Below are 25,499 nucleotides of genomic sequence, written 5' to 3'. Positions count from 1 at the left end.
CCTGGGCCGCAAAAGGGCAGTACGGCCCAGGCTATCGCATCAGGAAGTACGGGTTTTGGCGGTGGCAGCCGCTTCGGTTGCATCAGTTGTAGCAGGTGCGGCGCTGGGCAGGTGACGGGCAATCAGCCCGCGATAGGCGGCAGCACCGAGGCAGGCGCCGACAATCGGCGCAAAGATCGGAATCAGGAAGTAAGGAATGTCGCGCCCGCCAGTGAAAGCCATTTCACCCCAACCGGCGAAAAAGGTCATCAGCTTGGGGCCGAAGTCACGGGCCGGGTTCATCGCAAAGCCGGTCAGCGGGCCCATGGCACTGCCGATCACGGCAATCAGCAAACCAATCAGCAGCGGCGCCAACGGGCCGCGGGGCAGGCCGTTGTTGTCATCGGTCAGGGCCATGATCACGCCCATCAGGATCGCGGTGATGACCATTTCCACCAGGAACGCCTGGGCCGTGCCCAGCAGCGGATGCGGGTAGGTGGAGAACACCGACGCCAATTCCAGGCTAGCCTGGGTGCCGCGAATCATGTGGTGGGTTTGTTCGTAATCGAAAAACAGGTTGCTGTAGAGCGTGTAAACCAACGCGGCCGAACAGAAGGCCCCGGCGACTTGGGCGATGATGTAGAACGGCAGTTTGCGCTTGTCGAAATCGGCAAAGATGCACAGGGCGATACTGACCGCCGGATTGAGGTGAGCCCCGGAAATACCGGCGCTCAGGTAGATCGCCATGCTGACGCCGATCCCCCAGATGATACTGATTTCCCACAACCCAAAGCTGGCACCCGCGACCTTGAGCGCAGCAACACATCCGGTACCGAAGAAGATCAGCAACGCAGTGCCCAGGAATTCGGCCATGCATTGACTTGAAAGTGAAGGCTGTTGAAGAGCAGTTGTCATGGAAAACCTCTGTTTTTGTTGTTGTCTGGCGTTTTGCCGCAACGGGCAATCGGCGATTTTCACCGTGGCGAGGATCCCCATCCTGTTCGCGGCTTACTGCTGTGAATCCGTAGGTGCATTCCTACAGTATTCGTAAACGAAAAAATATAGACAAGAATGACGGCTGTCAAAGGTCGAAAGTGAACGATCGGTCATTTTGTAATTATTGGTGTGGTGAATGATCGTGCCGTGGGCGCGGGAAGCGGCAGGGAAGGTGCGCGTGAGCGCGTGGCAGAGGGCTTCGGACTAGAGCCTTTTGCTTGTTGTTGGCCTAGAATTGGCTGTCTGTTTTTTCACCTTTTTGCCAAGCCTGGAGCCCACATGACGCCCGCATTGGACCTGTTGAAAAAAGTTCGCGCCGAACATCGAATTCACAGTTACGAACATGATCCCAAGGCAGCGTCCTATGGTCTGGAGGCCGCGGAAAAATTGGGCCTGGACCCGGCGCAGGTGTTCAAGACCCTGCTGGCCAGCAGTGAAAAAGCCGAGCTGCTGGTGGCGGTTGTGCCGGTCGTCGGAAGTTTGGATTTAAAGGCGTTGGCGCAGGCGGCAGGGGTAAAAAAGGTCGAGATGGCAGACCCGGCAGCGGCGCAACGGGCCACCGGTTACTTGTTGGGCGGCATCAGCCCGCTGGGGCAGAAGAAACGCCTGCGCACCTTCATCGATGTGACGGCGCAGTCGTTTCCGACAATTTTTATCAGTGCGGGGAGAAGGGGGCTTGAGGTGGAGTTGGCAGCGACAGTGCTGGCCGAACACACCCAGGCCAAGTTCGCGGAAATTGGCCGGGCGTGATGCGTTGACGTCAGGAGGCGGTGCTGTAGCGTCGAACGCCTGACTCAACCTGAGGGATTTGTGCTGCGGTGCTGCCTGAGGCCTGGAACAACACCAGGTGCTCGGCTGCCACGCGAATGCCCACGTCGGCACCGACCAAGTGATCGGCGTGGCTGGGGAAGATCGACTCCAGCTGAGCGCCTGTCGGCAGCTGCAAGCGATACAGGGTCGACGCGCCGAGGAAGGTCTTGCCGACAATCCGCGCCTTCAAGGCGCTGTCCGGTGCATAAACGATGTCGTCCGGGCGCAGCAACACATCCACCGCGCCGCCGGTTGGCCAGGTGTAGGCACGATTGCCGCGCAACTCCCCCAGTTCGGTGGTAACCGATTCCGGCGTGTTCAACTGCCCGCGAATGAAGTAACCCTGGCCAATGAAGCTGGCGACAAAGGGTGTCAGCGGTTCGTGATAGAGGTTGTAGGGTGTATCCCACTGCTCCAGGCGACCCTCCTTGAACACACCGACATGGTCACTCACTGCGAAGGCTTCTTCCTGGTCGTGGGTCACCAGAATCGCACTGGTGCCCCGCGCCTTGAGGATATCGCGTACTTCGTGGCTGAGTTTGCGCCGCAGTTCGCCGTCGAGGTTGGAGAAGGGTTCGTCCAGCAGCAACAATTGCGGTTCCGGCGCCAGGGCGCGAGCCAGGGCGACGCGTTGCTGCTGGCCGCCCGAGAGTTCGTGGGGGAAGCGCTTGCCGAGGTTCTTCAGGTTCACCAGTTCCAGCAATTCAGCGACCACACGCTCTTTTTGCGGGTGCTTGCGAATCCCGAAGGCGATGTTGTCGGCCACGCTGAGGTGTGGAAACAGCGCGTAGTCCTGGAACACCATGCCGATCCGACGTTTCTCCGGAGCCAGTGTGAAACCGGCGCTGGAAATGACTTCGCCTGCCAGGCTGATCTCGCCTTCATGCACCGGCTCAAACCCGGCAATCGCTCGCAGGGTGGTGGTCTTGCCGCAGCCCGAGGAGCCCAGCAGGCAACCGATGTCGCCGGCGTTGAGGTGCAGATTGAGGTTCTGCACCACCCGTTGGTCTTGATAGCCGCATGCCAGATTGCGCAGGTTCAGCAGTAGTGGCTGGCTCATGCAGGACGGTACGCCGGCGCAACCAGAAACTCGAGCAGGGCTTTTTGTGCGTGCAGGCGGTTTTCCGCCTGGGCCCAGGCTACTGAACGTTGATCGTCCAGCAGGTCGAGACTGATTTCTTCGCCACGGTGGGCGGGCAGGCAGTGCATGAACAGCACGTCCGGCGCGGCCAGGTCGAGCAGGGCGCGGGTGACCTGGAACGGGGCGAAGAGCTTGAGGCGCTTGGCGGTTTCCTCTTCCTGGCCCATGGAGGTCCACACGTCGGTGCTCACCAGGTGTGCGCCGATGACCGCCTCACGCGGGTCGCGGACGATGGTCACGCGGTCGCCGGCCTGGGCCAGGAAACGTGCATCCGGCTCGTAGCCTTCAGGGCAGGCAACGCGCAATTTGAAGTCGAACTGGATCGCCGCTTCTATATAGCTGTTGCACATGTTGTTGCCGTCGCCGATCCAGGCCACGGTCTTGCCCTGGATCGAGCCGCGCTGTTCGAGGAAGGTTTGCATGTCGGCCAGCAACTGGCAGGGGTGCAGGTCATCGGACAGGCCGTTGATCACGGGCACTCGGGAGTTGGCGGCAAATTCGGTCAGGGTGCTGTGGGCGAAGGTACGGATCATCACCGCATCCAGCATGCTCGACATCACGATCGCGCAATCGCTGATCGGCTCGCCACGGCCCAGTTGGGTATCGCGAGGTGACAGGAAGATAGCCTGGCCGCCGAGCTGAATCATGCCGGCTTCGAAAGACACGCGGGTGCGGGTGGACGACTTCTCGAAAATCATCCCGAGCACGCGGTTTTTCAAAGGCTCGAACAGTACGCCGCGGTTACGCAGGTCTTTAAGCTCAATGCCTCGACGGAGCACGCTGACCAGCTCTTCGGGCGTGCAATCCATCAGGGAGAGAAAGTGCCTTGCGCTCATCATTAACTACCTTTTTGCAACAGACCGCAGATACTCAAAGCCTGGTTTATTTTGAAAACGGGCGAGACCTGCGGCGAAAGCCGCACGGGGCGACGAAATAGGGGAAGGCGCGATCTTATAATTAAATGTCGCGTCTTACCAATAGGGCTACAGTTTTTAGGGGAGTTCAAGGACGCGGGGAGGGCGCTTTTGAAGCCTGTTTCCTGACAGCAGCGGGTCATTTGTACACTGGCGCTGCGCCACATTGCAATGCGTGAGGGCGGGCTGAGGCCGGGCTGCGTCGGTTTCAGCGGGCTGCCGAAGGCTTCTGAAACATTTCCTGATGTTTCCTCATGGCCTGGCCTGATGCCGCTCGATTCACACGACGAACGTTGCTGGCGCTGCTGCCCCGGGCGGGCCATAGTTTTCGTCCGAAGTGCCTAGCCCACAATAAAAGAGACTGGCCATGACCAAGACTCTCCACCACCGTGCCTGCCATCTGTGCGAAGCCATCTGCGGCCTCACACTGGAAACTACCCAGGGCGAAGACGCAAGCCTGGCGATCACCTCGATCAAGGGCGACCCCCTGGATACGTTCAGCCGTGGCCATATCTGCCCCAAGGCCGTGGCCCTGCAAGACATCCAGAATGACCCGGACCGCCTGCACCAGCCCATGTTGCGGGTGGGCAGCGAATGGCAGCCGATCCCGTGGGAAGACGCCTTTGTACTTGTAGCCGAGCGCCTGGCCGCGATTCAGACGCGTCACGGGCAGAACGCGGTGGCGGTGTACCAGGGCAATCCGAGCGTGCACAACTATGGCCTGATGACCCACAGCAACTACTTCCTTGGCCAGTTGAAGACCCGCAATCGTTTTTCCGCCACCTCGGTGGACCAGTTACCCCACCACCTCACCAGCCACCTGATGTACGGCCACGGCCTGTTGCTGCCGATCCCGGACATCGACCATACCGATTTCATGCTGATCCTCGGCGGCAACCCGTTGGCGTCCAACGGCAGCATCATGACCGTGCCGGATGTGGAGAAACGCCTGAAGGCCATCCAGGCTCGCGGCGGCAAAGTCGTGGTGGTTGATCCGCGCCGCAGCGAGACGGCGGCGATGGCCGACCAGCATCTGTTCGTGCGCCCGGGCGGTGATGCGGCGTTGTTGTTCGGATTGCTCAATACACTGTTTGCCGAGAACCTGACCCGTGACAGTCACCTGCCGGTGGACGGCCTGGATGACGTGCGCCACGCCGTGGCCGGATTCACCGCCGAGGCCATGAGCCGTCAATGTGCGGTGCCCGCCGAGCAGATCCGCCAGTTGGCCCGGGACTTCGCTGCGGCCGACACAGCAGTGTGTTATGGCCGCATGGGCGTATCGACCCAGGCGTTTGGCACGCTGTGCCATTGGCTGGTGCAGTTGATCAACCTGGTGACCGGTAATCTGGATCGAGTCGGCGGGGCCTTGTGCACTACACCGGCCGTCGACCTGGTGGCCTCGACTTCCGGCGGGCATTTCAATCGCTGGCAAAGCCGGGTTTCCGGGCGACCCGAGTACGGGGGCGAGCTGCCGGTATCGGCACTGGCTGAAGAAATGCTCACTGAGGGTGAAGGGCAAATCCGCGCCCTGGTGACGGTGGCGGGCAATCCGGTGTTGTCCACGCCCAACGGCCGGCAACTGGAGCAGGCGCTGGATGGCCTGGAGTTCATGGTCAGCATCGACCTGTATATCAACGAGACCACGCGTTATGCCGACCTGATCCTGCCGTCCACCTCGGCCCTGGAAAACGATCACTACGACACCACCTTCAATATGTTCGCGGTGCGTAACGTCACCCGTTTCAACCGCGCCATCCTGCCGAAACCCGAGGGTGCGTTGCATGACTGGGAAATCTTCGTCGGCCTGGCCCGGGCGTTTGCCGAGAAGACGGGTAATACACTCAAACCGACGATGCCGCCTGCGCAGATGATCGACTTCGGGCTGCGAGCCGGGCCTTATGGCGACAGGTTGTCCATTGCCGCGCTGGCCGATCACCCTCATGGCCTGGACCTCGGGCCGCTGAAACCCAACCTCGCAGGCCGCCTGAAAACCGCTAATGGCCATCTGCAGGCTGCACCGTCGGTGATCCTTGCCGACCTGGCGCGCTTTGCCGCGCAGCCGGTGCCCGAGGTGAATGAGTTGCTGCTGATCGGCCGCCGGCATGTGCGCAGCAACAACTCCTGGATGCATAACTACCACCGGCTGGTGAAGGGCAAGCCTCGCCATCAACTGCTGATGCATCCGGATGACCTTGCCCATCGCCAGTTGACTGACGGGCAGCGGGTACGGGTCAGCTCGCGGATCGGCATGATCGAGGTGGAAGTGTTGGCCAGTCTCGACATGATGCCCGGCGTGGTCAGCCTGCCTCACGGTTGGGGCCACGGCCGCCCTGGCGTGCAGATGACCATCGCCAGCGGGCAGCCGGGGGCGAGCGCGAATGACCTGACGGATGAGCGGCAACTGGATGAGCTGTCGGGCAACGCAGCGCTGAACGGCGTGCCGGTGCAGGTGGCGGCGGCGTAAGGATTGTCTGTCGGGGAGTCCGAGCGTCACGCTGGGGTTTGCGTTACAATGCGCCACCGTGCCGACCCATGAGTCGGAAAGTTCCAGCCGAGGTGTTCCATGGATATCATCGAAACGATCAAAGAGCAGATTGCCAACAACACTATTCTGCTTTACATGAAGGGCGCCCCTAACGCTCCCCAGTGTGGCTTCTCCGCAAAGGCTTCCCAGGCAATCATGCAATGTGGCGAGAAGTTCGCCTACGTGGATATCCTGCAGAACCCGGAAATCCGCGCCAACCTGCCGAAGTACGCCAACTGGCCAACCTTCCCGCAGCTGTGGGTTGCCGGTGAGCTGGTCGGCGGTAGCGACATCATCACCGAAATGGCGGCTGATGGTTCGTTGCAGGCACTGATCAAAGACGCAGCGGCCAAAGCAGCTGCGAAGACCGAAGCCTGATTTGTTTTAGGCCGCGGCAATAAAAAGCCCCGCTTCTCGAAAGAGAGCGGGGCTTTTTAGTGGCCGGGAATTGAAGGGTTATTCACCCATCTGCGATTGCAGGTAATTCTCGATAGTCACTTTGTCGATCAGGCCGATTTGGGTTTCCAGCCAGTCGATGTGTTCTTCCTGGTCTTCAAGGATATCTTCCAGCAGTTCACGGCTGCCGAAGTCGCCCTTGGATTCGCAATGAGCAATGGCGGCCTTCAGGTCGGTGTGGCTCTTGCGCTCGAAGTTCAGGTCGCAGTTGATCATCTCCTGGGTGTGCTCGCCGATGTTCAGCTTGCCCAGGTCCTGCACGTTCGGCAGGCCTTCCAGGAACAGGATGCGCTTGATCAGCGCGTCAGCGTCCTTCATGGCCTTGATGGATTCTTTGTATTCACGCTTGCCCAGCTTTTCCAGGCCCCAATCGTCATACATGCGCGCATGCAGGAAGTACTGATTGATCGCGACCAGTTCATTGGCAAGGATTTTGTTGAGTTGCTGGATGACTGTGATGTCGCCTTTCATGATTGGGGTCCTGCCCTGTATTAGCTGTATATAAGGCGGAGTTTGAGCTGCGCATTTACTACTGTCAAACCTAAGTTATTGAATAATAAATGAAAATTAATCGGAATAAGAATGTTTGTGTTCCGCGTCTTGGCGCTAACTGTTTGAATTTCGGGCATAAAAAAACCGGACACTAAGTCCGGTTCTTTAAAACACGCTGATTAAGCGTGTGTAAATTCTGCTGAGTAGGGGATCGCAGCCTGGGCAGTTTGCAGCTGCGTCAGGGTTTCCCGTACCACTTGCTTGGCGAGGCAGGCGCATTTGCCGCATTGGCTGGCAACGCCGGTGGTTTCACGTACTTCCTTGTAGCTGCAGCAACCTTCGTAGATTGCTTCGCGGATTTGTCCGTCGGTGACGCCAGTGCAAAGGCAGACATACATAAGGGAGAACCATCGCGGTTTAAGGCTTAAGTGCGACGGATCTTAATGTTAACGAGAATGATTGTCAAAGTAGTTTCTCAAGCCTTGGTGTTTGCACGCGGCTTCACTGACGAACGGCTTTTTTCCGGTATGATGGTCGGTCTTCACGAAGCGTGATCACGTCACAGGCCTGTCGTTTAGCTGCGGCACACTGGGACGGATCCTTTTACTTCAGTCACCACCATCAGGAGATACCCAATGAGCGTACTCGTCGGCAAACAAGCCCCGGATTTCGACGTACCCGCCGTCCTCGGCAATGGCGAAATCGTAGACAGCTTCAAACTGTCTGAAGCCATCAAAGGCAAATACGGCCTGGTGTTCTTCTACCCGCTGGACTTCACCTTCGTCTGCCCATCGGAGCTGATCGCCCTGGATCACCGCATGGACGATTTCAAGGCGCGTAATGTTGAAGTGGTTGCCGTTTCCATCGACTCCCATTTCACCCACAACGCCTGGCGCAACACCGCCATCAATGATGGCGGCATCGGCAAAGTCAAATACACCATGGCTGCCGACATGAAGCACGACATCGCCAAGGCCTACGACGTTGAGTCCGAAGGCGGCGTGGCATTCCGTGGCGCGTTCCTGATCGACGACAAGGGCGTTGTACGCTCGCAGATCATCAACGACCTGCCGCTGGGCCGTAACATGGAAGAGCTGATCCGCCTGGTCGACGCTCTGCAATTCCACGAAGAGCACGGTGAAGTTTGCCCTGCCAACTGGAAAAAAGGCGACAAAGGCATGAACGCTTCGCCAGAAGGCGTTGCGGCTTACCTGACCGAGAACGCTGGCAAGCTGTAAGTCACGTTCGAAGCAAAAAAAACCGGCCTGAGAGGGCCGGTTTTTTTATGCGCGGGATTTGGCTTCAGTCGCCGAAGTCTTCCCAGCCGCCCATCTGTTTCCAACGGTTGACGATGCCGCAGAACAGCTCGGCGGTCTTCTCGGTGTCGTAGCGGGCCGAGTGGGCCTCACGACCGTCGAAGTCGATACCGGCAGCCTGGCAGGCCTTCGCCAGCACGGTCTGGCCATAGGCCAAACCGGCCAGGGTCGCAGTGTCGAAGCTGGAGAACGGGTGAAACGGGTTGCGCTTCATGTCCAGGCGCGCCACGGCGGCATTGAGGAAGCCCAGGTCGAAGCTGCTGTTGTGGCCCACCAGGATCGCGCGTTTGCAGCCATTGGCCTTCAGGGCCTTGCGTACGCCACGGAAGATGTCGGTCAGCGCCGCTTCTTCACTGACGGCCATGCGCAGTGGGTGATCAAGCTTGATCCCGGTGAATTCCAGGGCCGCCGCTTCGATGTTGGCGCCTTCGAACGGCTCGACGCGGAAGAAGTGGGTGTGTTCCGGGAACACGAAACCCTGTTCATCCATGCCGATGGTCGTGGCGGCGATTTCCAGCAACGCGTCAGTGGCGCAATTGAAGCCGCCGGTTTCTACGTCGATGACAACGGGCAGGTAGCCACGGAAACGCTCGGCCATCGGGTGACGGGAACCGCCACCACCGCCGCCGTGTTCCTGGTCGTCGTCGTAATGGTCTTCACTCACGGGTGTTCCTCCAGCAGGCGCCAGCGCAGTGTTTCACCGGCGCGCAGCGGGATAACGGTCAGCTCGCCAAACGGCAGGCTGGTGGGGGCGGTCCAGTCTTCACGGACCAGGGTAATGCGGTCGGTATTCGCCGGCAGGCCATAGAAACGTGGGCCGTTGAGGCTGGCGAACCCTTCAAGCTTGTCCAGGGCGTTGCGTTGTTCGAACGCTTCGGCATACAACTCGATCGCCGCATAGGCGGTGTAACACCCGGCACAACCACACGCGGCTTCCTTGGCGTGTTGGGCGTGAGGTGCAGAGTCGGTACCGAGGAAAAATTTCTCGCTGCCACTGGTGGCGGCATCGAGCAGCGCTACCTGGTGCGTGTTGCGCTTGAGAATCGGCAGGCAATAGAAGTGCGGCCGAATCCCGCCCACCAGCATGTGGTTGCGGTTGTACAGCAGGTGATGCGCGGTGATGGTCGCGCCGACGTTGGCCGAAGCCTCGGTGACGAACTGCACGGCATCGGCGGTGGTGATGTGCTCGAACACCACCTTGAGGGTTGGGAACAGCTCGACAACTCGGCGCATGTGCTCGTCGATGAAGATCTTTTCACGATCGAACACATCGACATCGCCACGGGTGACTTCACCGTGGATCAGCAACGGCATGCCCACTTCGGCCATGGCTTCGATGGCCGGCAGGATCTTGTCGATACTGGTGACGCCGGAATCGGAGTTGGTGGTCGCGCCGGCCGGGTACAGCTTGGCGGCGTGCACGAAACCACTGGCCTTGGCCTGGCGGATTTCTTCGGGCTGGGTGCGGTCGGTCAGGTACAGCACCATCAACGGTTCGAAGCGGCTGCCGGCCGGTCGTGCAGCGAGAATGCGCTGGCGATAGGCGTCGGCTTCCGCGGCGTTACGCACCGGAGGTACCAGGTTAGGCATGATGATGGCGCGGCCAAACGTGCGCGCTACATCGGCCACGGTTTGGGGCAACGCAGCACCATCGCGAAGATGAATATGCCAGTCGTCGGGACGCAGCAGGGTCAGGCGGTCGGACATTGGGGATTCCAGGCGGGTCAATCTGGTGGGAATGCTACCGGAAAAGACTCTTGCAGGCACTCGCTATCAAGTTTTGCAGGATGCGACCGATATCCCTGGGTATGCCTTAACGATGTATGACGCCTTGATGTGTTGTAGAAACCAGTGGAGCCTCCCGTGCGCCAGCATTATCTAGCCCTGCTCAGTGTGTTCGCCAGCCTGCCCGCGATGGCCCTCACGTTCCAGACACGTCTGGAGAATATTGAGTGGAAAGTGGAGGGCGATAAATTCGAGTGCCGCTTGACCCAGCCGATCACCGATTTCGGCTCGGGCGAGTTCGTGCGCCGGGCCGGCGAGCAGGCGACGTTTCGCCTGAAAGCCTTTAACGGCTCGTTGGGTGCCGGTTCCGCAACCCTATTGGCGGCGGCTGCGCCGTGGCAGCCGGGGCGTGGCGATATCAACCTGGGGGCGGTGCGTGTCGGCAGTGGCGATGTGCTGTTCAACAGCTCCCAGGCCCAGGCCGGGCGTTTGTTTACCGGCCTGCTCGAAGGGCGCAGCCCGACGGTGCGCCACTATAGCCGCGACGGCGGTTACTCCGAGATCCGCCTGCTGCCGGCGAAATTCAGCAAGGCCTACAACGACTATCAACTCTGCACCACCAAGCTGCTGCCGATGAATTTCGAGCAGGTCAGACAGACCGAGGTGGGTTTCCCGGGTGGCGGCATCGAACTGGACGCGGCGGCCAGGAAAAAGCTCTCGGTGATTCTCGAATTCATGAAAGCCGACCCGACGGTTAACCACGTCGAGTTGAATGGCCACTCCGACAACAGCGGCAATCGCCTGACCAATCGCGACGTTTCGCGGCGTCGTGCATTGGCGGTAATGGACTACTTCAAGGCCAATGGCATCCAGGAATCGCAGATTACCCTGCGCTTTCATGGCGAAAGCTATCCGCTGGCGCCGAACACCAACGCGGCCAACCGGGCGAAAAACCGCCGGGTGAATATTCAGCTCGAACGGGTGGCAGCCCCCGACAAACCGGCGCCCCAGGCCAAGGCGCCAGGCAACGCTGCCGCCACCTCATAAGGTGCGGCGTTTCGTCGCCCGCTCGACATAATCTGTCGCTTTATCTTCATTTGCTGTCGCGCCTCTGTAATTTCACGGTTTTGGTCGGTAGAATCGACGCCTTTCCGTACAACCCCGTGGAGTGATGGCATGGCCGACGTAAACAAGGTCGTTCTCGCGTATTCCGGCGGCCTGGACACTTCGGTGATCCTCAAGTGGCTGCAGGATACTTATAACTGTGAAGTGGTGACCTTCACCGCTGACCTGGGTCAGGGCGAAGAGGTCGAACCTGCACGTGCCAAGGCGCAAGCCATGGGCGTGAAAGAGATCTACATTGACGACCTGCGCGAAGAGTTCGTCCGCGATTTCGTTTTCCCGATGTTTCGCGCCAACACTGTCTACGAAGGCGAGTACCTGCTGGGTACTTCCATCGCACGTCCGCTGATCGCCAAGCGCCTGATCGAAATCGCCAACGAAACCGGCGCCGACGCCATTTCCCATGGCGCCACCGGCAAGGGCAACGACCAGGTGCGTTTCGAACTGGGCGCCTACGCCTTGAAGCCAGGTGTAAAAGTGATTGCTCCGTGGCGTGAATGGGACCTGTTGTCCCGTGAAAAGCTGATGGACTACGCTGAAAAGCACGCGATCCCGATCGAGCGTCACGGCAAGAAGAAGTCCCCGTACTCGATGGACGCCAACTTGCTGCACATCTCCTATGAAGGCGGCGTGCTGGAAGACACCTGGACCGAGCACGAAGAAGACATGTGGAAATGGACCGTCTCCCCGGAGAACGCTCCTGACAAGGCCCAGTACCTGGAACTGACCTACCGCAACGGCGACATCGTCGCGCTGGACGGCGTCGAAATGACCCCGGCCACCGTACTGGCGACCTTGAACCGTATCGGTGGCGAACACGGTATCGGCCGCCTCGACATCGTCGAGAACCGTTACGTGGGCATGAAGTCCCGTGGTTGCTACGAAACCCCGGGCGGCACCATCATGCTGCGCGCTCACCGCGCCATTGAGTCCATCACCCTGGACCGTGAAGTGGCTCACCTCAAAGACGAGTTGATGCCCAAGTACGCCAGCCTGATCTACACCGGCTACTGGTGGAGCCCTGAGCGTCTGATGCTGCAACAGATGATCGACGCTTCCCAGGTCCACGTGAACGGCGTTGTGCGCCTGAAGCTGTACAAGGGCAATGTGATCGTGACCGGTCGCAAGTCCGATGAGTCGTTGTTCGACGCCAACATCGCCACTTTTGAAGAAGATGGCGGCGCCTACAACCAGGCAGACGCGGCAGGCTTCATCAAGCTGAACGCGTTGCGCATGCGCATTGCGGCCAACAAAGGTCGCAAGTTGTTCTGAGTGTTGTAAGTTGCAATGAAAAATGGCCCCTCAAGGGGCCATTTTTTTTTGGTTGAAAATACATCCGGAATCATCGGGCGCGCGCCTGTGTTTATTGTTCGCTTCGAAAAAGTTCAAGTACTCCAGGAGATGATCTGGAGTGTTTATATTTTTACGGGGGCAATGTTTATTAATTTCGCTCGATAAGTGATGCATTGTTGAAAGTGAGATTTTTTCTTGTAGGCAGGAACTATGTACTACAGAAAATTCACTCAGAAATGTACCGCGAATATGTCAGATGCTGACATGCCTGTAGGATTTATGGAGCGTTAGTAATTATGTCGAATGGAACTTTTAAAAACCCGGTTTCCCTCCGGGTTCACAGGTCTTCTGACAGCGCACAAGGGGCATTTCCTGAAACTTGTGTACGGCGCGTTTACCCGGGCCCGCGTAATCCTGGGAATTTTCACTCAAAATATGTTTGTGCTCGGAAAGTTCTGAAAGCCCCAACAAAACTGGATAGCTCCGATCTGGCGTTTTTTTGTAGGTTAAATCCTATGTCTTTGTGGGTTAGGTCTCTGCTTGCTGTTGCTTGGGGGGGAGCGCTATGCCAAGCGAGAAACGACTAGGCTATTGTGCTTACTCTTAATAATTCGAACAGCGAAATTGGACTTGCCCATGAATAAAGTGCTGATCGTGGATGATCATCCCGTCATTCGTCTTGCTGTGCGTATGCTAATGGAACGTCATAGTTATGAGGTCGTTGCCGAGACCGATAACGGTGTCGATGCCTTGCAACTTGCGCGCGAGCATATGCCGGACATTGTCATACTGGATATTGGAATTCCCAAACTCGATGGCCTGGAAGTTATATGCCGGCTGTCATCAACCAAACAGGCACATCCCTTCAAGGTGCTGGTGCTGACGTCCCAGGCGCCCGGGCATTTCTCGATGCGGTGCATGCAGGCGGGTGCTGCCGGCTACGTGTGCAAGCAACAGGATCTCACCGAGCTGTTGAGCGCGGTCAAGGCGGTGCTGTGCGGGTACAGCTACTTCCCCAACCAGGCGTTGAACTCGGTGCGCTCCACAATGGGTAACGCCAGCGAAGCGGACATGGTCGAGCGCCTGTCCGGCCGGGAGATGATGGTGTTGCAGCAGTTGGCCCGTGGCAAGACCAACAAGGAGATCGCCGATGGCATGTTCCTGAGCAACAAGACTGTGAGCACCTACAAGACCCGCTTGCTGCTCAAGCTCAACGCCCGCTCGCTGGTGGACTTGATCGAGCTGGCCCAGCGAAACGGTCTGGTGTAGGCCGGCCTCACATTTACATCCAGTCAGAAAAAAGCCTCCGCAAGGGAGGCTTCTGTTTATCGTTGGATCGATTAGAGATCGAAGTCGTAATCGGCCAACTGTTTTTGCAAGCGCCGCTCTTCCAGAAGGTTGTCGATGGTGCGGCGTTTGCTCAAATTGGTCTTGGCCACCTCTACCGGTGCTTCTGCTGCATCATCGTCGGATTCAGCGCCAACAACGTCGTCTTCTACATCCAGTTGTTCTTTGCCAGTGCTCATAAGGTTAACTCCAGGCTAAGACTGCCGTTGGCGCTCCTTATAACGATAATCTCGGGCCTGGTAAAAAAGATTTTTTCAATCGACTCATCGATAAAAGCAATGATGGCTCAATCGTCGGAAGTCTTTTCCTTGTATTCGCACAGGTCTTCGATGCGGCAGCTGCCACAGCGCGGCTTGCGGGCCTGGCAGACATAGCGTCCGTGAAGGATCAGCCAGTGATGCGAGTCCAGCAGGTACGGCTTGGGCACGAACTTCATCAGCTGTTTTTCCACCTCCACCACATTTTTTCCGCGGGCAATACCGGTTCGGTTGCTGACCCGAAAGATGTGCGTGTCCACCGCCATGGTCAATTGGCGAAATGCCGTATTGAGCACCACATTGGCGGTTTTTCGGCCAACACCCGGAAGGGCTTCCAGGGCTTCGCGCGTTTGCGGTACTTCGCCGCCGTGCAGTTCCACCAGCAGCCGGCATGTCTCGATGACATTCTTCGCCTTGCTGTTGTACAGGCCGATGGTCTTGATGTATTCGGACAACCCCTCAACCCCCAGCGCGTAGATCGCCTCCGGGGTGTTCGCCACCGGATACAACTTGGCGGTGGCCTTGTTGACGCCGACGTCTGTGGACTGGGCCGAGAGAATCACGGCGATCAGCAACTCGAACGGCGAGGAGTAGGCCAGTTCGGTTTTCGGTTCCGGGTTGTCTTCGTGAAGCCGGCGGAAAATTTCCAGGCGTTTTGCGGCGTTCATGGGGCGAGCGGTTCCTTGCGGACAGTCAGTGTGGTTACGAAAAACGGGCCCAATAACCCAAGCAGGATAAACGCGGCGTGCACCGGCAGTACACGCTTCATCACGTGGGGCCGGTGCTCAAGGGGGTCAGGTGCGGGCATCAGCCACCACCAGTGCTGCAAGCGCCTGCTCTGCCGTTTCGAAGTGCTGTTGCAGAATGATCAACTGCGACTGCTGTTCAAAGGTCGGCGGGTGGCCGAAAGCTTTCAGGGATTTGTGCAATTGGGCGCGGCTCATGGCCAGGTTGATCTTGGCCTTCTTCAAGGCGGCGTCCATGGCCGCGGCTTTTTGTGCACGAACCCGCTCAATGGCCGCCTGGACTGGGTTGACCGTGGCCGCAGCTACCGGGGCGGCGCGCTTGGAGCGTGCCTGGCGTTCGGCAAGTTTCTGTTCCTCTTCGCGTTGCAGCCGCGCGTTGCGCTGTTCAAACCGTCGCCGGGCCCGGTCGCGCTTGAGGCTGCGTGCCTCGCGTTCATGATCATTGGAGGCCAGCCCGCCGACAATCGGTACCACGGTGCTCAACGGACGCATTTCGATGCAATCAACCGGGCAGGGTGCTACACACAGGTCGCAACCCGTGCACTCGTCGACAATCACCGTGTGCATCAATTTGGCAGCACCGACGATAGCGTCCACCGGGCAGGCCTGGATGCATTTGGTACAGCCGATGCACTCCGCTTCACGGATAAACGCGATCTGTGCGGGCGCTTCCCCTCGAGATGTGTCCAACTCCAGCACCGGGAGCTTCAACAGCTGCGCCAGGCCTGTAATGGTTTCCTGGCCGCCCGGAGGGCACTTGTTGATCGCCTCGCCTTGGGCAATGCCTTCTGCGTAGGGCTTGCAGCCAGGATGCCCACATTTGCCACACTGGGTTTGCGGCAGCAGGGCGTCGATACGTTGAATCAGGCTCATGGTTTGATCATTGCGTTGGAACCCGGAAAAGCCACAGCCAACAACGGGCCGACAGCAAACAGAATCCGATTATCCGGCAAGCGAGGAGGGGGTACTAGCTGAAACCGCCCCATGGCCGAGACCATGAGGCAGTTAGCCATTGTTACTTGATGCGCTGACCCGGCTTGGCGCCGCTGTCCGGGCTCAACAGGTAGATCTCTTCACCGCCAGGGCCGGCCGCCATCACCATGCCTTCGGAGATACCGAACTTCATTTTCCGCGGCTTGAGGTTGGCGATCATCATGGTCAGGCGACCATCGAGCTTGGATGGGTCCGGATAGGCGCTCTTGATCCCCGAGAACACGTTGCGTTGTTCATCACCGATGTCCAGGGTCAGGCGCAGCAGCTTGTCGGCGCCTTCCACGGCTTCGGCCTTGAGGATCAGGGCCACCCGCAAGTCCACCGCAGCGAAGGCGTCGAAGTCGATTTCCGGCGACAACGGATCTTTCGCCAGTTCACCATTGCCCGCAGGTGCAGCGTCGCCGGTATCGGTCTTGCTGGCCTCGAGGTCTTCTTTCGATGCGTCGGTCATGGCCTGCACTTTTACCGGGTCGATACGGGTCATCAGCGGCTTGAACTCATTCAACTGATGGTTGCCGAGCAGTGTCGCGTGGTCATTCCAGGTCAGCGGCGGCACATTGAGGAACGCCTCGGCGTCGGCTGCCAGCAATGGCAATACCGGCTTGAGGAAGATCACCAACTGACGGAACAGGTTGACGCCTGTGGCGCAGATCGCCTGGACTTCAGCCTGCTTGCCTTCCTGCTTGTTCAGCGACCACGGCGCCTTGTCGGCGATCCAGGCGTTGGCGCGGTCGGCCAGGCCCATGATTTCGCGCATGGCCCGGGCAAAGTCGCGGGCTTCATAGGCATCGGCGATGCTTGGCGCCGCGGCCAGGAACGCATCGGTCAGCTCAGGTGCGGCATTTTCAGCCACCAGCACCCCGGCGTTGCCCTTGTGGATAAACCCGGCGCAACGGCTGGCGATGTTGACCACCTTGCCCACCAGGTCCGAGTTGACCTTCTGTACGAAGTCTTCCAGGTTCAGGTCCAGGTCGTCGACACCACGGCCCAGCTTGGAGGCGTAGTAGTAGCGCAGGTATTCCGGCGACAGGTGGTCCAGGTAGGTGCGCGCCTTGATAAAGGTGCCACGGGACTTGGACATCTTCTGGCCGTTGACCGTCAGGTAACCGTGCACGGCAATGCCGGTTGGCTTGCGATAGCCCGAGCCTTCAAGCATTGCAGGCCAGAACAGCGCGTGGAAGTTGACGATGTCCTTGCCGATGAAGTGATACAGCTCGGCCGTGGAGTCCTTGTTCCAGAACGCGTCGAAGTCCAGCTCCGGCGTGCGGTCGCACAGGTTCTTGAAGCTGGCCATGTAGCCGATCGGCGCGTCCAGCCACACGTAGAAGTACTTGCCTGGCTCGCCCGGGATCTCAAAGCCGAAGTACGGCGCATCGCGGGAGATGTCCCACTGTTGCAGGCCGGCGTCCAGCCATTCGGCAATCTTGTTCGCCACGGCGTCCTGCAGGGTGCCGCTGCGGGTCCAGGTTTGCAGCATCTGCTGGAAATCCGGGAGCTTGAAGAAGAAGTGCTGGGAATCCTTGAGTACCGGGGTGGCGCCGGAGATGGCCGACTTCGGATCCTTCAGGTCGGTGGGCGCGTAAGTGGCGCCGCATTTCTCGCAGTTGTCGCCGTACTGGTCCTCAGTGCCGCATTTCGGGCAGGTGCCCTTGATGAAGCGGTCGGCCAGGAACATTTTCTTTTCCGGGTCGAAATACTGGGTGATCGAACGCGTGGCAATGTGCCCGGCGTCCTTGAGGCGCAGGTAGATCTGGCTCGACAGCTCGCGGTTTTCGTCGGAGTGGGTCGAGTGGAAGTTATCGAAATCCACCAGGAACTCGGCAAAGTCGGCGCTGTGTTCAGCCTGGACATTGGCGATCAGTTGTTCCGGGGTGATCCCTTCCTTCTCGGCGCGCAACATGATGGCCGAACCGTGGGCGTCGTCCGCGCAGACATAAATGCATTGATTGCCGCGATGCTTCTGGAAGCGCACCCACATATCGGTCTGGATGTACTCAAGCATATGGCCAAGGTGGATAGAACCATTGGCATAGGGCAGGGCGCTGGTGACGAGGATCTTGCGTGGCTCGGACATGGGGCTCGGCTACTTGATGAAACGGAGGTCGGCCACTATAAAGCGCCGGGAAATTTATTTCACCCCGTGCGGCTGTTTCCGGATTTTCCCACAGGCCGAAAGCGTGCCGCTGGAGCGCTGGAACGGTTAGGATAGCCGCCTGTTTTAGTCAGTCTTTTTTCGGGAGTAGCCCATGAGCGCCGTCAATCGCGCAGCGGTGGAAGCCGTTCTTCGCCAGTACACCGACCCCTACCTGAACCAGGACCCGGTCAGCGCCGGGTGCGTACGCGCCATCGACGTGCAGGGTGACAAGGTTTCGGTCCAGCTTGAGCTGGGCTACGCTGCAGGCCTGTTCAAGAGCGGCTGGGCGCAGATGCTGCAAATGGCCATCGAAGGCCTGGACGGCGTCAGCGCGGCCAGGGTCGACATCCAGTGCGTGATCGCCCCGCACAAGGCCCAGGCGCAGATTCCGGGCCTGGCCAACGTCAAGAACGTGGTGGCCGTGGCTTCCGGCAAGGGCGGCGTGGGCAAATCCACCACCGCCGCCAACCTGGCCCTGGCCCTGGCCCGGGAAGGCGCGCGGGTCGGGATTCTCGACGCCGACATCTATGGCCCGAGCCAGGGCGTGATGTTTGGCATCCCGGAAGGCACCCGGCCGAAGATCAAGGACCAGAAATGGTTCGTGCCGATCGAGTCCCATGGCGTGGAAGTCATGTCCATGGCCTTCCTGACCGATGACAACACACCGATGGTCTGGCGCGGCCCGATGGTATCCGGTGCGTTGCTGCAACTGGTCACCCAGACCGACTGGGGCAATCTGGACTACCTGGTGATCGATATGCCGCCAGGCACCGGCGATATCCAGCTGACCCTGGCGCAGAAAGTGCCGGTGGCCGGCGCGGTGATCGTCACCACACCGCAGGACCTTGCGCTGCTGGATGCCCGCAAGGGTGTGGAGATGTTCCGCAAGGTCAACATCCCGGTGCTGGGCGTCGTGGAAAACATGGCGGTGCACATCTGCTCCAACTGCGGCCACGCCGAGCATCTGTTCGGTGAAGGCGGCGGCGAGAAGCTCGCGACCCAGTACGGCGTTGAACTGCTGGCGTCGTTGCCGCTGTCCATGGGGATTCGAGAGCAGGCTGATGGCGGCAAGCCGACGGTGGTTGCCGAGCCCGATGGCCAGATTGCCATGGTCTACCAGGAGCTGGCGCGCCACGTAGGCGCGCGAATCGTCCTGCAGGAAGCAGAGGCCCAGGCAATGCCGACGATTACTGTCAGCGACGACTGATCCACCGGATGGGAAAAAAGCCTCGACCTTGTCGGGGCTTTTTCTTGCCTGGTGAACACCAACGAGGCGTTTTTTACTCTTTTACGTAATTGCTGGTGTAAGCATTCACTTACTTTTTCGTAAGCGTTTGGGTTTTTTCATCGGCGGGGGCGTCTTGAATTGATTGCCTATATTTCTATCTTATTGAAATATAAAGATTATTTATTCGCGTTTGAGCGCGTGAATCGAAAACCCGGCGGGTTGGATCCCGTTGAACTTCCCCGTGAACTCTCTAAGATCAGCCCTGTGTCCACGGATTGACACAGTCATCAAGGAACGATGATTCAGGGAACCTCGCAGGATGCGATTCATCAGGACGATGAAAAGGAACACAGGGACTAGGGAAAAAATGTGGGCGGGTCATACCGCCCCTTTTTTTTGCCTGTAGAAAAGTGAAACCCGCCCCGCAGAAATGCAAAAAGGCCCGCAAGGGGCCTTTTGGAGGGCATCGACGCTATCAGCGTTCGAGGTCGGCAATCTTGCCTTTTTTGCCATCCCACTCTGCCGCATCCGGCATCGGGTCTTTGCGCTCAGTGATATTCGGCCAGATTTCCGCCAGCTCAACGTTCAACTGAATAAATTCCTGCATCTCTGCCGGGACTTCGTCCTCGGAGAAAATAGCGACGGCCGGGCATTCTGGTTCACACAGGGCGCAGTCAATGCACTCGTCCGGGTGGATGACCAGGAAATTCGGGCCTTCGTAGAAGCAGTCCACCGGACACACTTCTACGCAGTCGGTGTACTTGCACTTGATGCAGTTGTCGGTGACGACGAAGGTCATTTCTAATTTTCTCCTCAGGCGGCGGCAGCGAAACCCTTTGTGGCAGGGCTCGCGAGGTTCGGGAGCGATAGTCTGCAGGCCAGGCTAAAAGCCCGCAGCATCCCAAACCGCGCGAGAGTCTACCAGCTTGCAAGCGTCTGCGTTATATCCGAGTCTTCAGTGCATATAACATTTCGAGCGCTTTTCGCGGCGTCACGTCATCCAGGTCAAGCTTAGCCAACTCATCCAGTACCGGATGAGGCAGGCTGGCGAACATGTCGCTCTGGTGCGGCGCGCTGGGTTTGTTGCTGGCCTTGGCCGGGCTGGCCACGGGAATCTCATGGGGCAGCGCGGTTTCTTCCAGGCGGCTCAGGTGCTCGCGAGCACGGGTAATCACCTCGGCCGGCACCCCCGCCAGTTGCGCCACGGCCAGGCCGTAACTCTGGCTTGCCGGGCCGGGCAGCACGTGGTGCAGAAACACGATGCGCTCGTTGTGCTCGGTGGCATTGAGGTGCACGTTGGCTACCAACGGCTCGTTTTCCGGCAGCACGGTCAGTTCGAAGTAGTGCGTCGCGAATAGCGTATATGCCCGCAGGTGCGCCAAACGTTCGGCCGCCGCCCACGCCAGGGACAGCCCGTCGAAGGTGCTGGTGCCGCGGCCCACTTCGTCCATCAGCACCAGGCTGCGTTCGGTGGCGTTGTGCAGGATGTTGGCGGTTTCGCTCATTTCCACCATAAAGGTCGAACGGCCGCCGGCCAGGTCATCGCTGGAACCGATCCGGGTGAAGATGCGGTCCACCAGTGACAATTCGCAGCTTGCCGCCGGCACGAAGCTGCCGATATGCGCCAGCAGCACGATCAACGCGGTCTGACGCATGTAGGTGGATTTACCGCCCATGTTCGGACCGGTGATCACCAGCATGCGGGTGTCGTCGTCCAGCGACAGGTCGTTGGCGACGAACGGCGTGGTCAACACCTGCTCCACCACCGGGTGGCGACCTTGCACGATGCGCATGCACGGCTCGCTGACAAAGCGCGGGCAGTTCAGGTCAAGGTTCAGGGCACGCTCGGCCAGGTTGCTCAGTACATCCAGCTCGGCCAGGGCGGCTGCGGTGTCCTGCAACGGCGCAAGCTTGTCGATCAGGCTTTCGAGCAAGGCTTCGTAGAGCATTTTCTCCCGGGCCAGGGCGCGGCTTTTGGCCGACAGCGCCTTGTCTTCGAATTCTTTAAGCTCCGGAGTGATAAAGCGCTCGGCACCCTTGAGGGTCTGGCGGCGCTGGTAATCGATCGGCGCCTGCTCGGCCTGCTTGCTTGGCAACTCGATAAAGTAGCCGTGCACGCGGTTGTAGCCGACTTTCAGGTTGGCCAGGCCCGTGCGGGCTTTTTCACGGGCTTCCAGGTCAATCAGGAACTGCCCGGCGTTCTCGCTCAGGGATTGCAGCTCATCCAGCTCGGTGTCGTAACCGGTCTTCAACACGCCACCGTCACGGATGATCGCGGGCGGGTTGTCGATGATGGCTTTTTCCAGCAGCGCCGCCAGCTCCGGGTAGGTGCCGGTGGTGACTGCCAGCTGCTGCAGGTGCGGTGCTTCCAGTTCGGTCATCGCCGCTTGCAGTTGCGGCAGGGCGCCGAGGGCATCGCGCAGGCGTGCCAGGTCGCGGGGCCGCGCGTTACGAAGGCCGATCCTCGCCAGGATCCGCTCGATATCGCCGATTTCCTTGAGCTGCGGTTGCAGCTTTTCAAAGCGGTAGCGGTCGAGCAGGCAGGTAATAGAGGTCTGGCGGGCTTGCAGCACGGTCAAATCCCGCAGCGGGCGGTTCAACCAGCGGGTGAGCAAGCGGCTGCCCATGGCGGTCTGGCAACGGTCGACCACCGATTGCAGGGTGTTGTCGCGACCGCCCGCCAGGTTGGTGTCCAGTTCCAGGTTGCGACGGCTGGCGCCATCCAGCACCACGGTGTCGTCCAGGCGTTCATGACGCAGGCTGCGCAAATGCGGCAGGGCAGTGCGCTGGGTTTCCTTGGCATAGCTGAGCAGGCAACCGGCGGCGCCGATGGCCAGGGTCAGGGTTTCGCAACCGAAGCCCTTGAGGTCTTGCACGGAGAATTGCTGGCACAGGCTTTTCAGCGCCGAATCACGCTCGAAATCCCACGGCGCACGACGCTTGGTCCCACGGCGACGTTCCGCCGGCAGGTCCTTTGGCCAGTCGTCCGGGATCATCAACTCCACCGGGTTGACGCGCTCAAGCTCCGCCAGCAGATTCTCCCAGCCCTTGATCTCCAGCACCGTGAAGTTGCCACTTGTGATATCCAGGACTGCCAGGCCGAACAGGCGTTCGTCCCCCAGTACTGCCGCGATCAGGTTGTCGCGACGCTCATCCAGCAGCGCCTCATCACTCACCGTACCCGGCGTGATGATGCGCACCACCTGGCGTTCCACCGGGCCCTTGCTGGTGGCCGGGTCGCCGATCTGCTCACAGATCACCACCGACTCGCCCAGCTTCACCAGCTTGACCAGGTAACCTTCCAACGAATGATATGGAATCCCGCACATCGGAATTGACTGCCCGGCCGACTGCCCGCGCGCGGTCAGGGTGATGTCCAGCAACTTGGCCGCCTTCTTCGCGTCTTCATAGAAGATCTCGTAGAAATCGCCCATGCGGTAGAACATCAACTGATCAGGGTGCTGGTTTTTCAGGCGCCAGTACTGCTGCATCATCGGGGTGTGGCTGGAGAGGTCGGTCATACGCGGGGTTCAGCTCTTCCTGTCGATTTTTGGCAAGGGTAAATAGGCTAATGGTACATTGATTTTTTATGCATTGTGGGCGGCTATACGATGTTGAATTCTCGCTACGAGCCTTATAAACGATGTGTTTGTCCTATGGTTTACGATGGAAACCAAGACAGATCGGGTTCGGTTGATCAATAAAAAAACCCGACGCTGGGTCGGGTTCTTTATTGCAGTGCCTTAGTAGATGTCAGGCTCGTTTTGCCTCAGCTGCCATCAATACAAGGTTCTGCTGTTTGGTCGCTTCGGTCAGCACTTCGCTGTATACGCGCTTTTTTTGATCAGATTTAGCGTTACGAATAAAGTCGGCAAAGGGGCTTTTTGCACCTTTGGTCAAGCCCAGCTTAATCGAAATCATCATTACGCTCCTGATGGTTGCCCGAGTCTGGCCTCAAGATCGGCCCGCGTGTGTCGCTCAGGAATATGGTAGTCAATTTTTTCGACACCGGCTTTGTACAATCGTCCCGAGTTGTCAATGTGCTTGAGCAGCAAATCCACGTGGATATCGCCGCCGTACTCTAGCTTAAGTGCGTTGACGACGTCACGTGCGGCAAAGTACTGGTCGATGAAATGCTCTTTACGAATCCTTCTTCCTTCTGCTTCTTCGCGAGCTTTGACGAAGTCCCAAGCGAGCCTCGGATCCTGGTAGACGTACAGAATCTGTACGAACCTGCCTTTTCTTAAGGAACGATCCACATTCCGCCTGGCGACATCAATGTTTGAAAATGTTCCGTCAAGGAGGAACGACTGCTGTTGGTCCATCGCAAAATCCAGAATCTTCTCCACCAAAATAGAAACCCCTCTCTGGAATAACCAGGAGTTACCGCCGGTATAGGCAACAAATTCGCTACGAAGCTCATCGGGGTCAATTCGAAGGATCGGGGTGTCGGCGAAAAGATTCACGAGCGCGATTGATGCCTCGGTTTTTCCTGCACCCGGTGAGCCGGCCATGTAGACCGATACAGGCGCCTCTTCCGGAGGATAGATAGCTTTGTCGGTCAGACGCCTGGCAATCATTTTCTTGTTTGAGCGAGCAAAGCGCAGCGCTTCGTCTGAGACTTCTTGCTCTGACTGCGTCATGACTTTTCTGATTGGATCTGCAAAGTGCGTCATCAACAAACCCAGCATTTTTCCGATAGGTGCAGGTTAGCATGCGAGGCAGACCACAAATGGTTAGGTAAAAATCTGCAATCAATGCATTAAATATGCAAATAAGCATTTGCCAAGCATCAAAACTGCCTGCACTATCCGCGTTATGCAAAAACGCAACGTTTCTATCGTCTTAAGAGAGCTGCTGGACCGCGACCGGATCTCCCCCACGGAGCTTCACCGGCGTACCGGCGTGCCTCAATCCACACTGTCCCGGATCCTCAGCGGCAAGATCGTGGATCCGTCGGACAAGCACATCTCGCGCATCGCCGATTACTTCCAGGTCAGCACCGATCAGCTGCGCGGGCGCGCAGGGCTGGTGCCGGTGCGGTCGGACGAGCGTGACCCGATGCATTCGGAACTCAAGGACATAAGCCTGTGGGACGACGAAACACCCGTTAATGATGACGAGGTGTCGATCCCCTTTCTGCGCGAGGTTGAATTGGCTGCTGGATCAGGAAGATTCGTCATTGAGGAAAGCGAGAAGGCCAGCTTGCGATTCGGCAAGCGCAGCCTGCGGCATAACGGTGTGCAGTTCGACCAGGCCAAGTGCGTGACGGTGCGCGGCAACAGTATGTTGCCGGTGCTGCGCGACGGCGCCACCGTAGGTGTCAATGCGGGCAAATGCGGGATTGGTGACATCGTCGATGGCGATCTTTACGCCATCAATCACAACGGCCAGCTACGGGTGAAACAGCTCTATCGCCTGCCTTCCGGGATTCGCCTGCGTAGCTTCAACCGCGATGAACATCCGGACGAGGACTACAGCTTCCAGGAAATCCAGGATGAACAGATCAGCATCCTTGGTCACGTTTTCTGGTGGGGCATGTACGCCCGCTAACCCTTCTGTGTAAGACAAAGCCCGCCAGTGAGCGGGCTTTTTTTCGTCTGCGTAAAACCACCAAACCCTTTGCCTGCGGGGCTACAAATGCATCTGTGCATTTCTTGCGCAAAAATAAATGCATTTGTGCATTGACTGTATATGCATACATGCATATTCTTCATCTCAAGCCAGCCAAGAAGGCCTGGTGGAGGCGGCAAGGATGCTGCCAAGGAAGACAAGGACGTTACGCAACACCGGCAAGGACGCCATCGAAGCGATGGCAAGGATGCCAGGCAATACCGGCAAGGATGCCGACGCTCTTTAGTTTCAAACCGCTTCAAGAACAGGCAGCGATGAACCGGCCTTAACGGTTCAGAGGGTTGGCAACTGGCCCGGGTGTGCAGCGTAAAGCACCAGAAGCAGTTATCCGGCAGACAGGGATCGTGGTCGGAAAAACATTGAGGAAAGAACCGTACCGCGCCAGTAGCGCC

At 58.7% G+C, this 25,499-nt stretch carries 23 protein-coding genes and 1 pseudogene; 9 read left to right on the top strand and 15 right to left on the bottom strand.

Annotation, left to right across the window (positions count from 1 at the left end; all coding sequences use genetic code 11):
* Nucleotides 1-39: 39 nt before the first annotated feature.
* Nucleotides 40-894, bottom strand: a complete 855-nt coding sequence (locus HX821_RS17830) for an MIP/aquaporin family protein (RefSeq protein WP_008433490.1) — start codon at nt 892-894, stop codon at nt 40-42.
* A 360-nt stretch (nt 895-1,254) separates the two neighbouring features.
* On the opposite strand from HX821_RS17830, the gene ybaK reads away from it, so the two are divergent.
* Nucleotides 1,255-1,725, top strand: coding sequence for a Cys-tRNA(Pro) deacylase (gene ybaK / locus HX821_RS17825; RefSeq protein WP_003208718.1), 471 nt, complete (start codon nt 1,255-1,257; stop codon nt 1,723-1,725).
* 10 nt (nt 1,726-1,735) lie between these two features.
* Here the strand turns inward: ybaK and HX821_RS17820 are convergent, their stop codons facing one another.
* Both HX821_RS17820 and argF read right to left on the bottom strand, forming a co-directional pair.
* Nucleotides 1,736-2,845: an ABC transporter ATP-binding protein gene (locus HX821_RS17820; RefSeq protein WP_008433494.1), complete on the bottom strand. Its 1,110-nt coding sequence runs from the start codon at nt 2,843-2,845 to the stop codon at nt 1,736-1,738.
* Nucleotides 2,842-3,762, bottom strand: a complete 921-nt coding sequence (gene argF, locus HX821_RS17815) for an ornithine carbamoyltransferase (RefSeq protein ID WP_003208712.1) — start codon at nt 3,760-3,762, stop codon at nt 2,842-2,844. The genes HX821_RS17820 and argF overlap by 4 nt, the downstream gene beginning before the upstream one ends.
* Nucleotides 3,763-4,207: 445 nt before the next feature.
* Here argF and HX821_RS17810 point away from each other — a divergent pair, with 445 nt between their 5' ends.
* Together HX821_RS17810 and grxD are read left to right on the top strand one after the other, a co-directional pair.
* On the top strand, nt 4,208-6,304 hold the full coding sequence (locus HX821_RS17810) for a molybdopterin oxidoreductase family protein (protein WP_177036168.1): 2,097 nt from the start codon (nt 4,208-4,210) through the stop codon (nt 6,302-6,304).
* 99 nt (nt 6,305-6,403) lie between these two features.
* Entirely contained in the window at nt 6,404-6,742 is a 339-nt protein-coding gene (grxD, locus tag HX821_RS17805; RefSeq protein ID WP_003208710.1) for a Grx4 family monothiol glutaredoxin, read from the top strand.
* Nucleotides 6,743-6,820: 78 nt separating this feature from the next.
* Here the strand turns inward: grxD and bfr are convergent, their stop codons facing one another.
* The gene (gene bfr, locus HX821_RS17800) at nt 6,821-7,291 is read right to left on the bottom strand and encodes a bacterioferritin (RefSeq protein ID WP_008433502.1); all 471 of its coding nucleotides are present in this window, start codon (nt 7,289-7,291) and stop codon (nt 6,821-6,823) included.
* A gap of 200 nt (nt 7,292-7,491) precedes the next feature.
* Nucleotides 7,492-7,710: a bacterioferritin-associated ferredoxin gene (locus HX821_RS17795; protein WP_003208706.1), complete on the bottom strand. Its 219-nt coding sequence runs from the start codon at nt 7,708-7,710 to the stop codon at nt 7,492-7,494.
* 237 nt (nt 7,711-7,947) lie between these two features.
* Here HX821_RS17795 and HX821_RS17790 point away from each other — a divergent pair, with 237 nt between their 5' ends.
* The gene (locus HX821_RS17790) at nt 7,948-8,550 is read left to right on the top strand and encodes a peroxiredoxin (protein WP_003172097.1); all 603 of its coding nucleotides are present in this window, start codon (nt 7,948-7,950) and stop codon (nt 8,548-8,550) included.
* Nucleotides 8,551-8,614: 64 nt separating this feature from the next.
* Here HX821_RS17790 and rnt read toward each other — a convergent pair whose 3' ends face one another.
* Both rnt and pyrC read right to left on the bottom strand, forming a co-directional pair.
* On the bottom strand, nt 8,615-9,292 hold the full coding sequence (gene rnt / locus HX821_RS17785; protein ID WP_003208704.1) for a ribonuclease T: 678 nt from the start codon (nt 9,290-9,292) through the stop codon (nt 8,615-8,617).
* Nucleotides 9,289-10,335, bottom strand: coding sequence for a dihydroorotase (pyrC, locus tag HX821_RS17780; protein WP_003208703.1), 1,047 nt, complete (start codon nt 10,333-10,335; stop codon nt 9,289-9,291). Before pyrC ends, rnt begins: the two co-directional genes overlap by 4 nt.
* A gap of 156 nt (nt 10,336-10,491) precedes the next feature.
* On the opposite strand from pyrC, the gene HX821_RS17775 reads away from it, so the two are divergent.
* From HX821_RS17775 to HX821_RS17765, 3 genes are all read left to right on the top strand, one after another.
* Nucleotides 10,492-11,400, top strand: coding sequence for an OmpA family protein (locus HX821_RS17775; protein ID WP_177036167.1), 909 nt, complete (start codon nt 10,492-10,494; stop codon nt 11,398-11,400).
* A gap of 129 nt (nt 11,401-11,529) precedes the next feature.
* A complete protein-coding gene (locus HX821_RS17770; protein ID WP_003208700.1) occupies nt 11,530-12,747 on the top strand; it encodes an argininosuccinate synthase in 1,218 nt (405 codons plus the stop codon).
* Nucleotides 12,748-13,404: 657 nt separating this feature from the next.
* A complete protein-coding gene (locus tag HX821_RS17765; protein ID WP_003208698.1) occupies nt 13,405-14,037 on the top strand; it encodes a response regulator transcription factor in 633 nt (210 codons plus the stop codon).
* A gap of 71 nt (nt 14,038-14,108) precedes the next feature.
* Here HX821_RS17765 and HX821_RS17760 read toward each other — a convergent pair whose 3' ends face one another.
* The 4 genes and pseudogenes from HX821_RS17760 to metG form a co-directional block, all read right to left on the bottom strand.
* Nucleotides 14,109-14,294 (bottom strand): PA3496 family putative envelope integrity protein, encoded by a 186-nt coding sequence (locus HX821_RS17760; protein WP_003208696.1) that lies wholly within the window; start codon nt 14,292-14,294, stop codon nt 14,109-14,111.
* 107 nt (nt 14,295-14,401) lie between these two features.
* Entirely contained in the window at nt 14,402-15,040 is a 639-nt protein-coding gene (gene nth / locus HX821_RS17755; protein ID WP_003208694.1) for an endonuclease III, read from the bottom strand.
* 150 nt (nt 15,041-15,190) lie between these two features.
* Nucleotides 15,191-16,012 (bottom strand): annotated as a pseudogene (rsxB, locus tag HX821_RS17750) (electron transport complex subunit RsxB); the annotation flags it as partial.
* 121 nt (nt 16,013-16,133) lie between these two features.
* A complete protein-coding gene (metG, locus tag HX821_RS17745) occupies nt 16,134-18,185 on the bottom strand; it encodes a methionine--tRNA ligase (RefSeq protein ID WP_003208690.1) in 2,052 nt (683 codons plus the stop codon).
* A 172-nt stretch (nt 18,186-18,357) separates the two neighbouring features.
* On the opposite strand from metG, the gene apbC reads away from it, so the two are divergent.
* A complete protein-coding gene (gene apbC / locus HX821_RS17740; RefSeq protein WP_102369833.1) occupies nt 18,358-19,452 on the top strand; it encodes an iron-sulfur cluster carrier protein ApbC in 1,095 nt (364 codons plus the stop codon).
* Nucleotides 19,453-19,948: 496 nt separating this feature from the next.
* On the opposite strand, the gene fdxA is transcribed toward apbC, so the two are convergent.
* From fdxA to HX821_RS17720, 4 genes are all read right to left on the bottom strand, one after another.
* Entirely contained in the window at nt 19,949-20,272 is a 324-nt protein-coding gene (gene fdxA, locus HX821_RS17735; RefSeq protein ID WP_003208688.1) for a ferredoxin FdxA, read from the bottom strand.
* Nucleotides 20,273-20,414: 142 nt separating this feature from the next.
* Nucleotides 20,415-22,994, bottom strand: coding sequence for a DNA mismatch repair protein MutS (mutS, locus tag HX821_RS17730; protein WP_087695283.1), 2,580 nt, complete (start codon nt 22,992-22,994; stop codon nt 20,415-20,417).
* 232 nt (nt 22,995-23,226) lie between these two features.
* A complete protein-coding gene (locus tag HX821_RS17725) occupies nt 23,227-23,397 on the bottom strand; it encodes a hypothetical protein (protein WP_003208685.1) in 171 nt (56 codons plus the stop codon).
* Complete coding sequence (locus HX821_RS17720; RefSeq protein ID WP_256344341.1) at nt 23,397-24,149, bottom strand: zeta toxin family protein; 753 nt, start codon at nt 24,147-24,149, stop codon at nt 23,397-23,399. Before HX821_RS17720 ends, HX821_RS17725 begins: the two co-directional genes overlap by 1 nt.
* A 142-nt stretch (nt 24,150-24,291) precedes the next feature.
* Between HX821_RS17720 and HX821_RS17715 the strand changes: the two genes are divergently transcribed.
* Nucleotides 24,292-25,026 carry an XRE family transcriptional regulator gene (locus HX821_RS17715; RefSeq protein ID WP_032899152.1) on the top strand — a complete coding sequence of 245 codons (735 nt, stop codon included), beginning with the start codon at nt 24,292-24,294 and terminating at the stop codon, nt 25,024-25,026.
* Nucleotides 25,027-25,499: the final 473 nt, after the last annotated feature.

Origin of the sequence: Pseudomonas sp. B6001 (assembly GCF_013386015.1) — a bacterium.
Classification (GTDB): Bacteria; Pseudomonadota; Gammaproteobacteria; order Pseudomonadales; family Pseudomonadaceae; genus Aquipseudomonas.
Note: the sequence above shows the minus strand (reverse complement) of the source record. Positions and strands in the feature narration are given on the sequence as shown.

Excerpts from the sequence above, each read along its gene's own strand:
- HX821_RS17765 (WP_003208698.1), top strand. The coding sequence starts at position 13,405 with ATGAATAAAGTGCTGATCGTGGATGATCATCCCGTCATTCGTCTTGCT.
- ybaK (WP_003208718.1), top strand. The coding sequence starts at position 1,255 with ATGACGCCCGCATTGGACCTGTTGAAAAAAGTTCGCGCCGAACATCGA.
- metG (WP_003208690.1), bottom strand. The coding sequence starts at position 18,185 with ATGTCCGAGCCACGCAAGATCCTCGTCACCAGCGCCCTGCCCTATGCC.
- HX821_RS17715 (WP_032899152.1), top strand. The coding sequence starts at position 24,292 with ATGCAAAAACGCAACGTTTCTATCGTCTTAAGAGAGCTGCTGGACCGC.
- mutS (WP_087695283.1), bottom strand. The coding sequence starts at position 22,994 with ATGACCGACCTCTCCAGCCACACCCCGATGATGCAGCAGTACTGGCGC.
- HX821_RS17810 (WP_177036168.1), top strand. The coding sequence starts at position 4,208 with ATGACCAAGACTCTCCACCACCGTGCCTGCCATCTGTGCGAAGCCATC.
- HX821_RS17790 (WP_003172097.1), top strand. The coding sequence starts at position 7,948 with ATGAGCGTACTCGTCGGCAAACAAGCCCCGGATTTCGACGTACCCGCC.
- pyrC (WP_003208703.1), bottom strand. The coding sequence starts at position 10,335 with ATGTCCGACCGCCTGACCCTGCTGCGTCCCGACGACTGGCATATTCAT.
- bfr (WP_008433502.1), bottom strand. The coding sequence starts at position 7,291 with ATGAAAGGCGACATCACAGTCATCCAGCAACTCAACAAAATCCTTGCC.
- apbC (WP_102369833.1), top strand. The coding sequence starts at position 18,358 with ATGAGCGCCGTCAATCGCGCAGCGGTGGAAGCCGTTCTTCGCCAGTAC.
- HX821_RS17720 (WP_256344341.1), bottom strand. The coding sequence starts at position 24,149 with ATGACGCACTTTGCAGATCCAATCAGAAAAGTCATGACGCAGTCAGAG.
- nth (WP_003208694.1), bottom strand. The coding sequence starts at position 15,040 with ATGAACGCCGCAAAACGCCTGGAAATTTTCCGCCGGCTTCACGAAGAC.
- argF (WP_003208712.1), bottom strand. The coding sequence starts at position 3,762 with ATGAGCGCAAGGCACTTTCTCTCCCTGATGGATTGCACGCCCGAAGAG.
- HX821_RS17760 (WP_003208696.1), bottom strand. The coding sequence starts at position 14,294 with ATGAGCACTGGCAAAGAACAACTGGATGTAGAAGACGACGTTGTTGGC.
- HX821_RS17830 (WP_008433490.1), bottom strand. The coding sequence starts at position 894 with ATGACAACTGCTCTTCAACAGCCTTCACTTTCAAGTCAATGCATGGCC.
- fdxA (WP_003208688.1), bottom strand. The coding sequence starts at position 20,272 with ATGACCTTCGTCGTCACCGACAACTGCATCAAGTGCAAGTACACCGAC.
- HX821_RS17795 (WP_003208706.1), bottom strand. The coding sequence starts at position 7,710 with ATGTATGTCTGCCTTTGCACTGGCGTCACCGACGGACAAATCCGCGAA.
- HX821_RS17770 (WP_003208700.1), top strand. The coding sequence starts at position 11,530 with ATGGCCGACGTAAACAAGGTCGTTCTCGCGTATTCCGGCGGCCTGGAC.
- grxD (WP_003208710.1), top strand. The coding sequence starts at position 6,404 with ATGGATATCATCGAAACGATCAAAGAGCAGATTGCCAACAACACTATT.
- HX821_RS17725 (WP_003208685.1), bottom strand. The coding sequence starts at position 23,397 with ATGATGATTTCGATTAAGCTGGGCTTGACCAAAGGTGCAAAAAGCCCC.
- HX821_RS17820 (WP_008433494.1), bottom strand. The coding sequence starts at position 2,845 with ATGAGCCAGCCACTACTGCTGAACCTGCGCAATCTGGCATGCGGCTAT.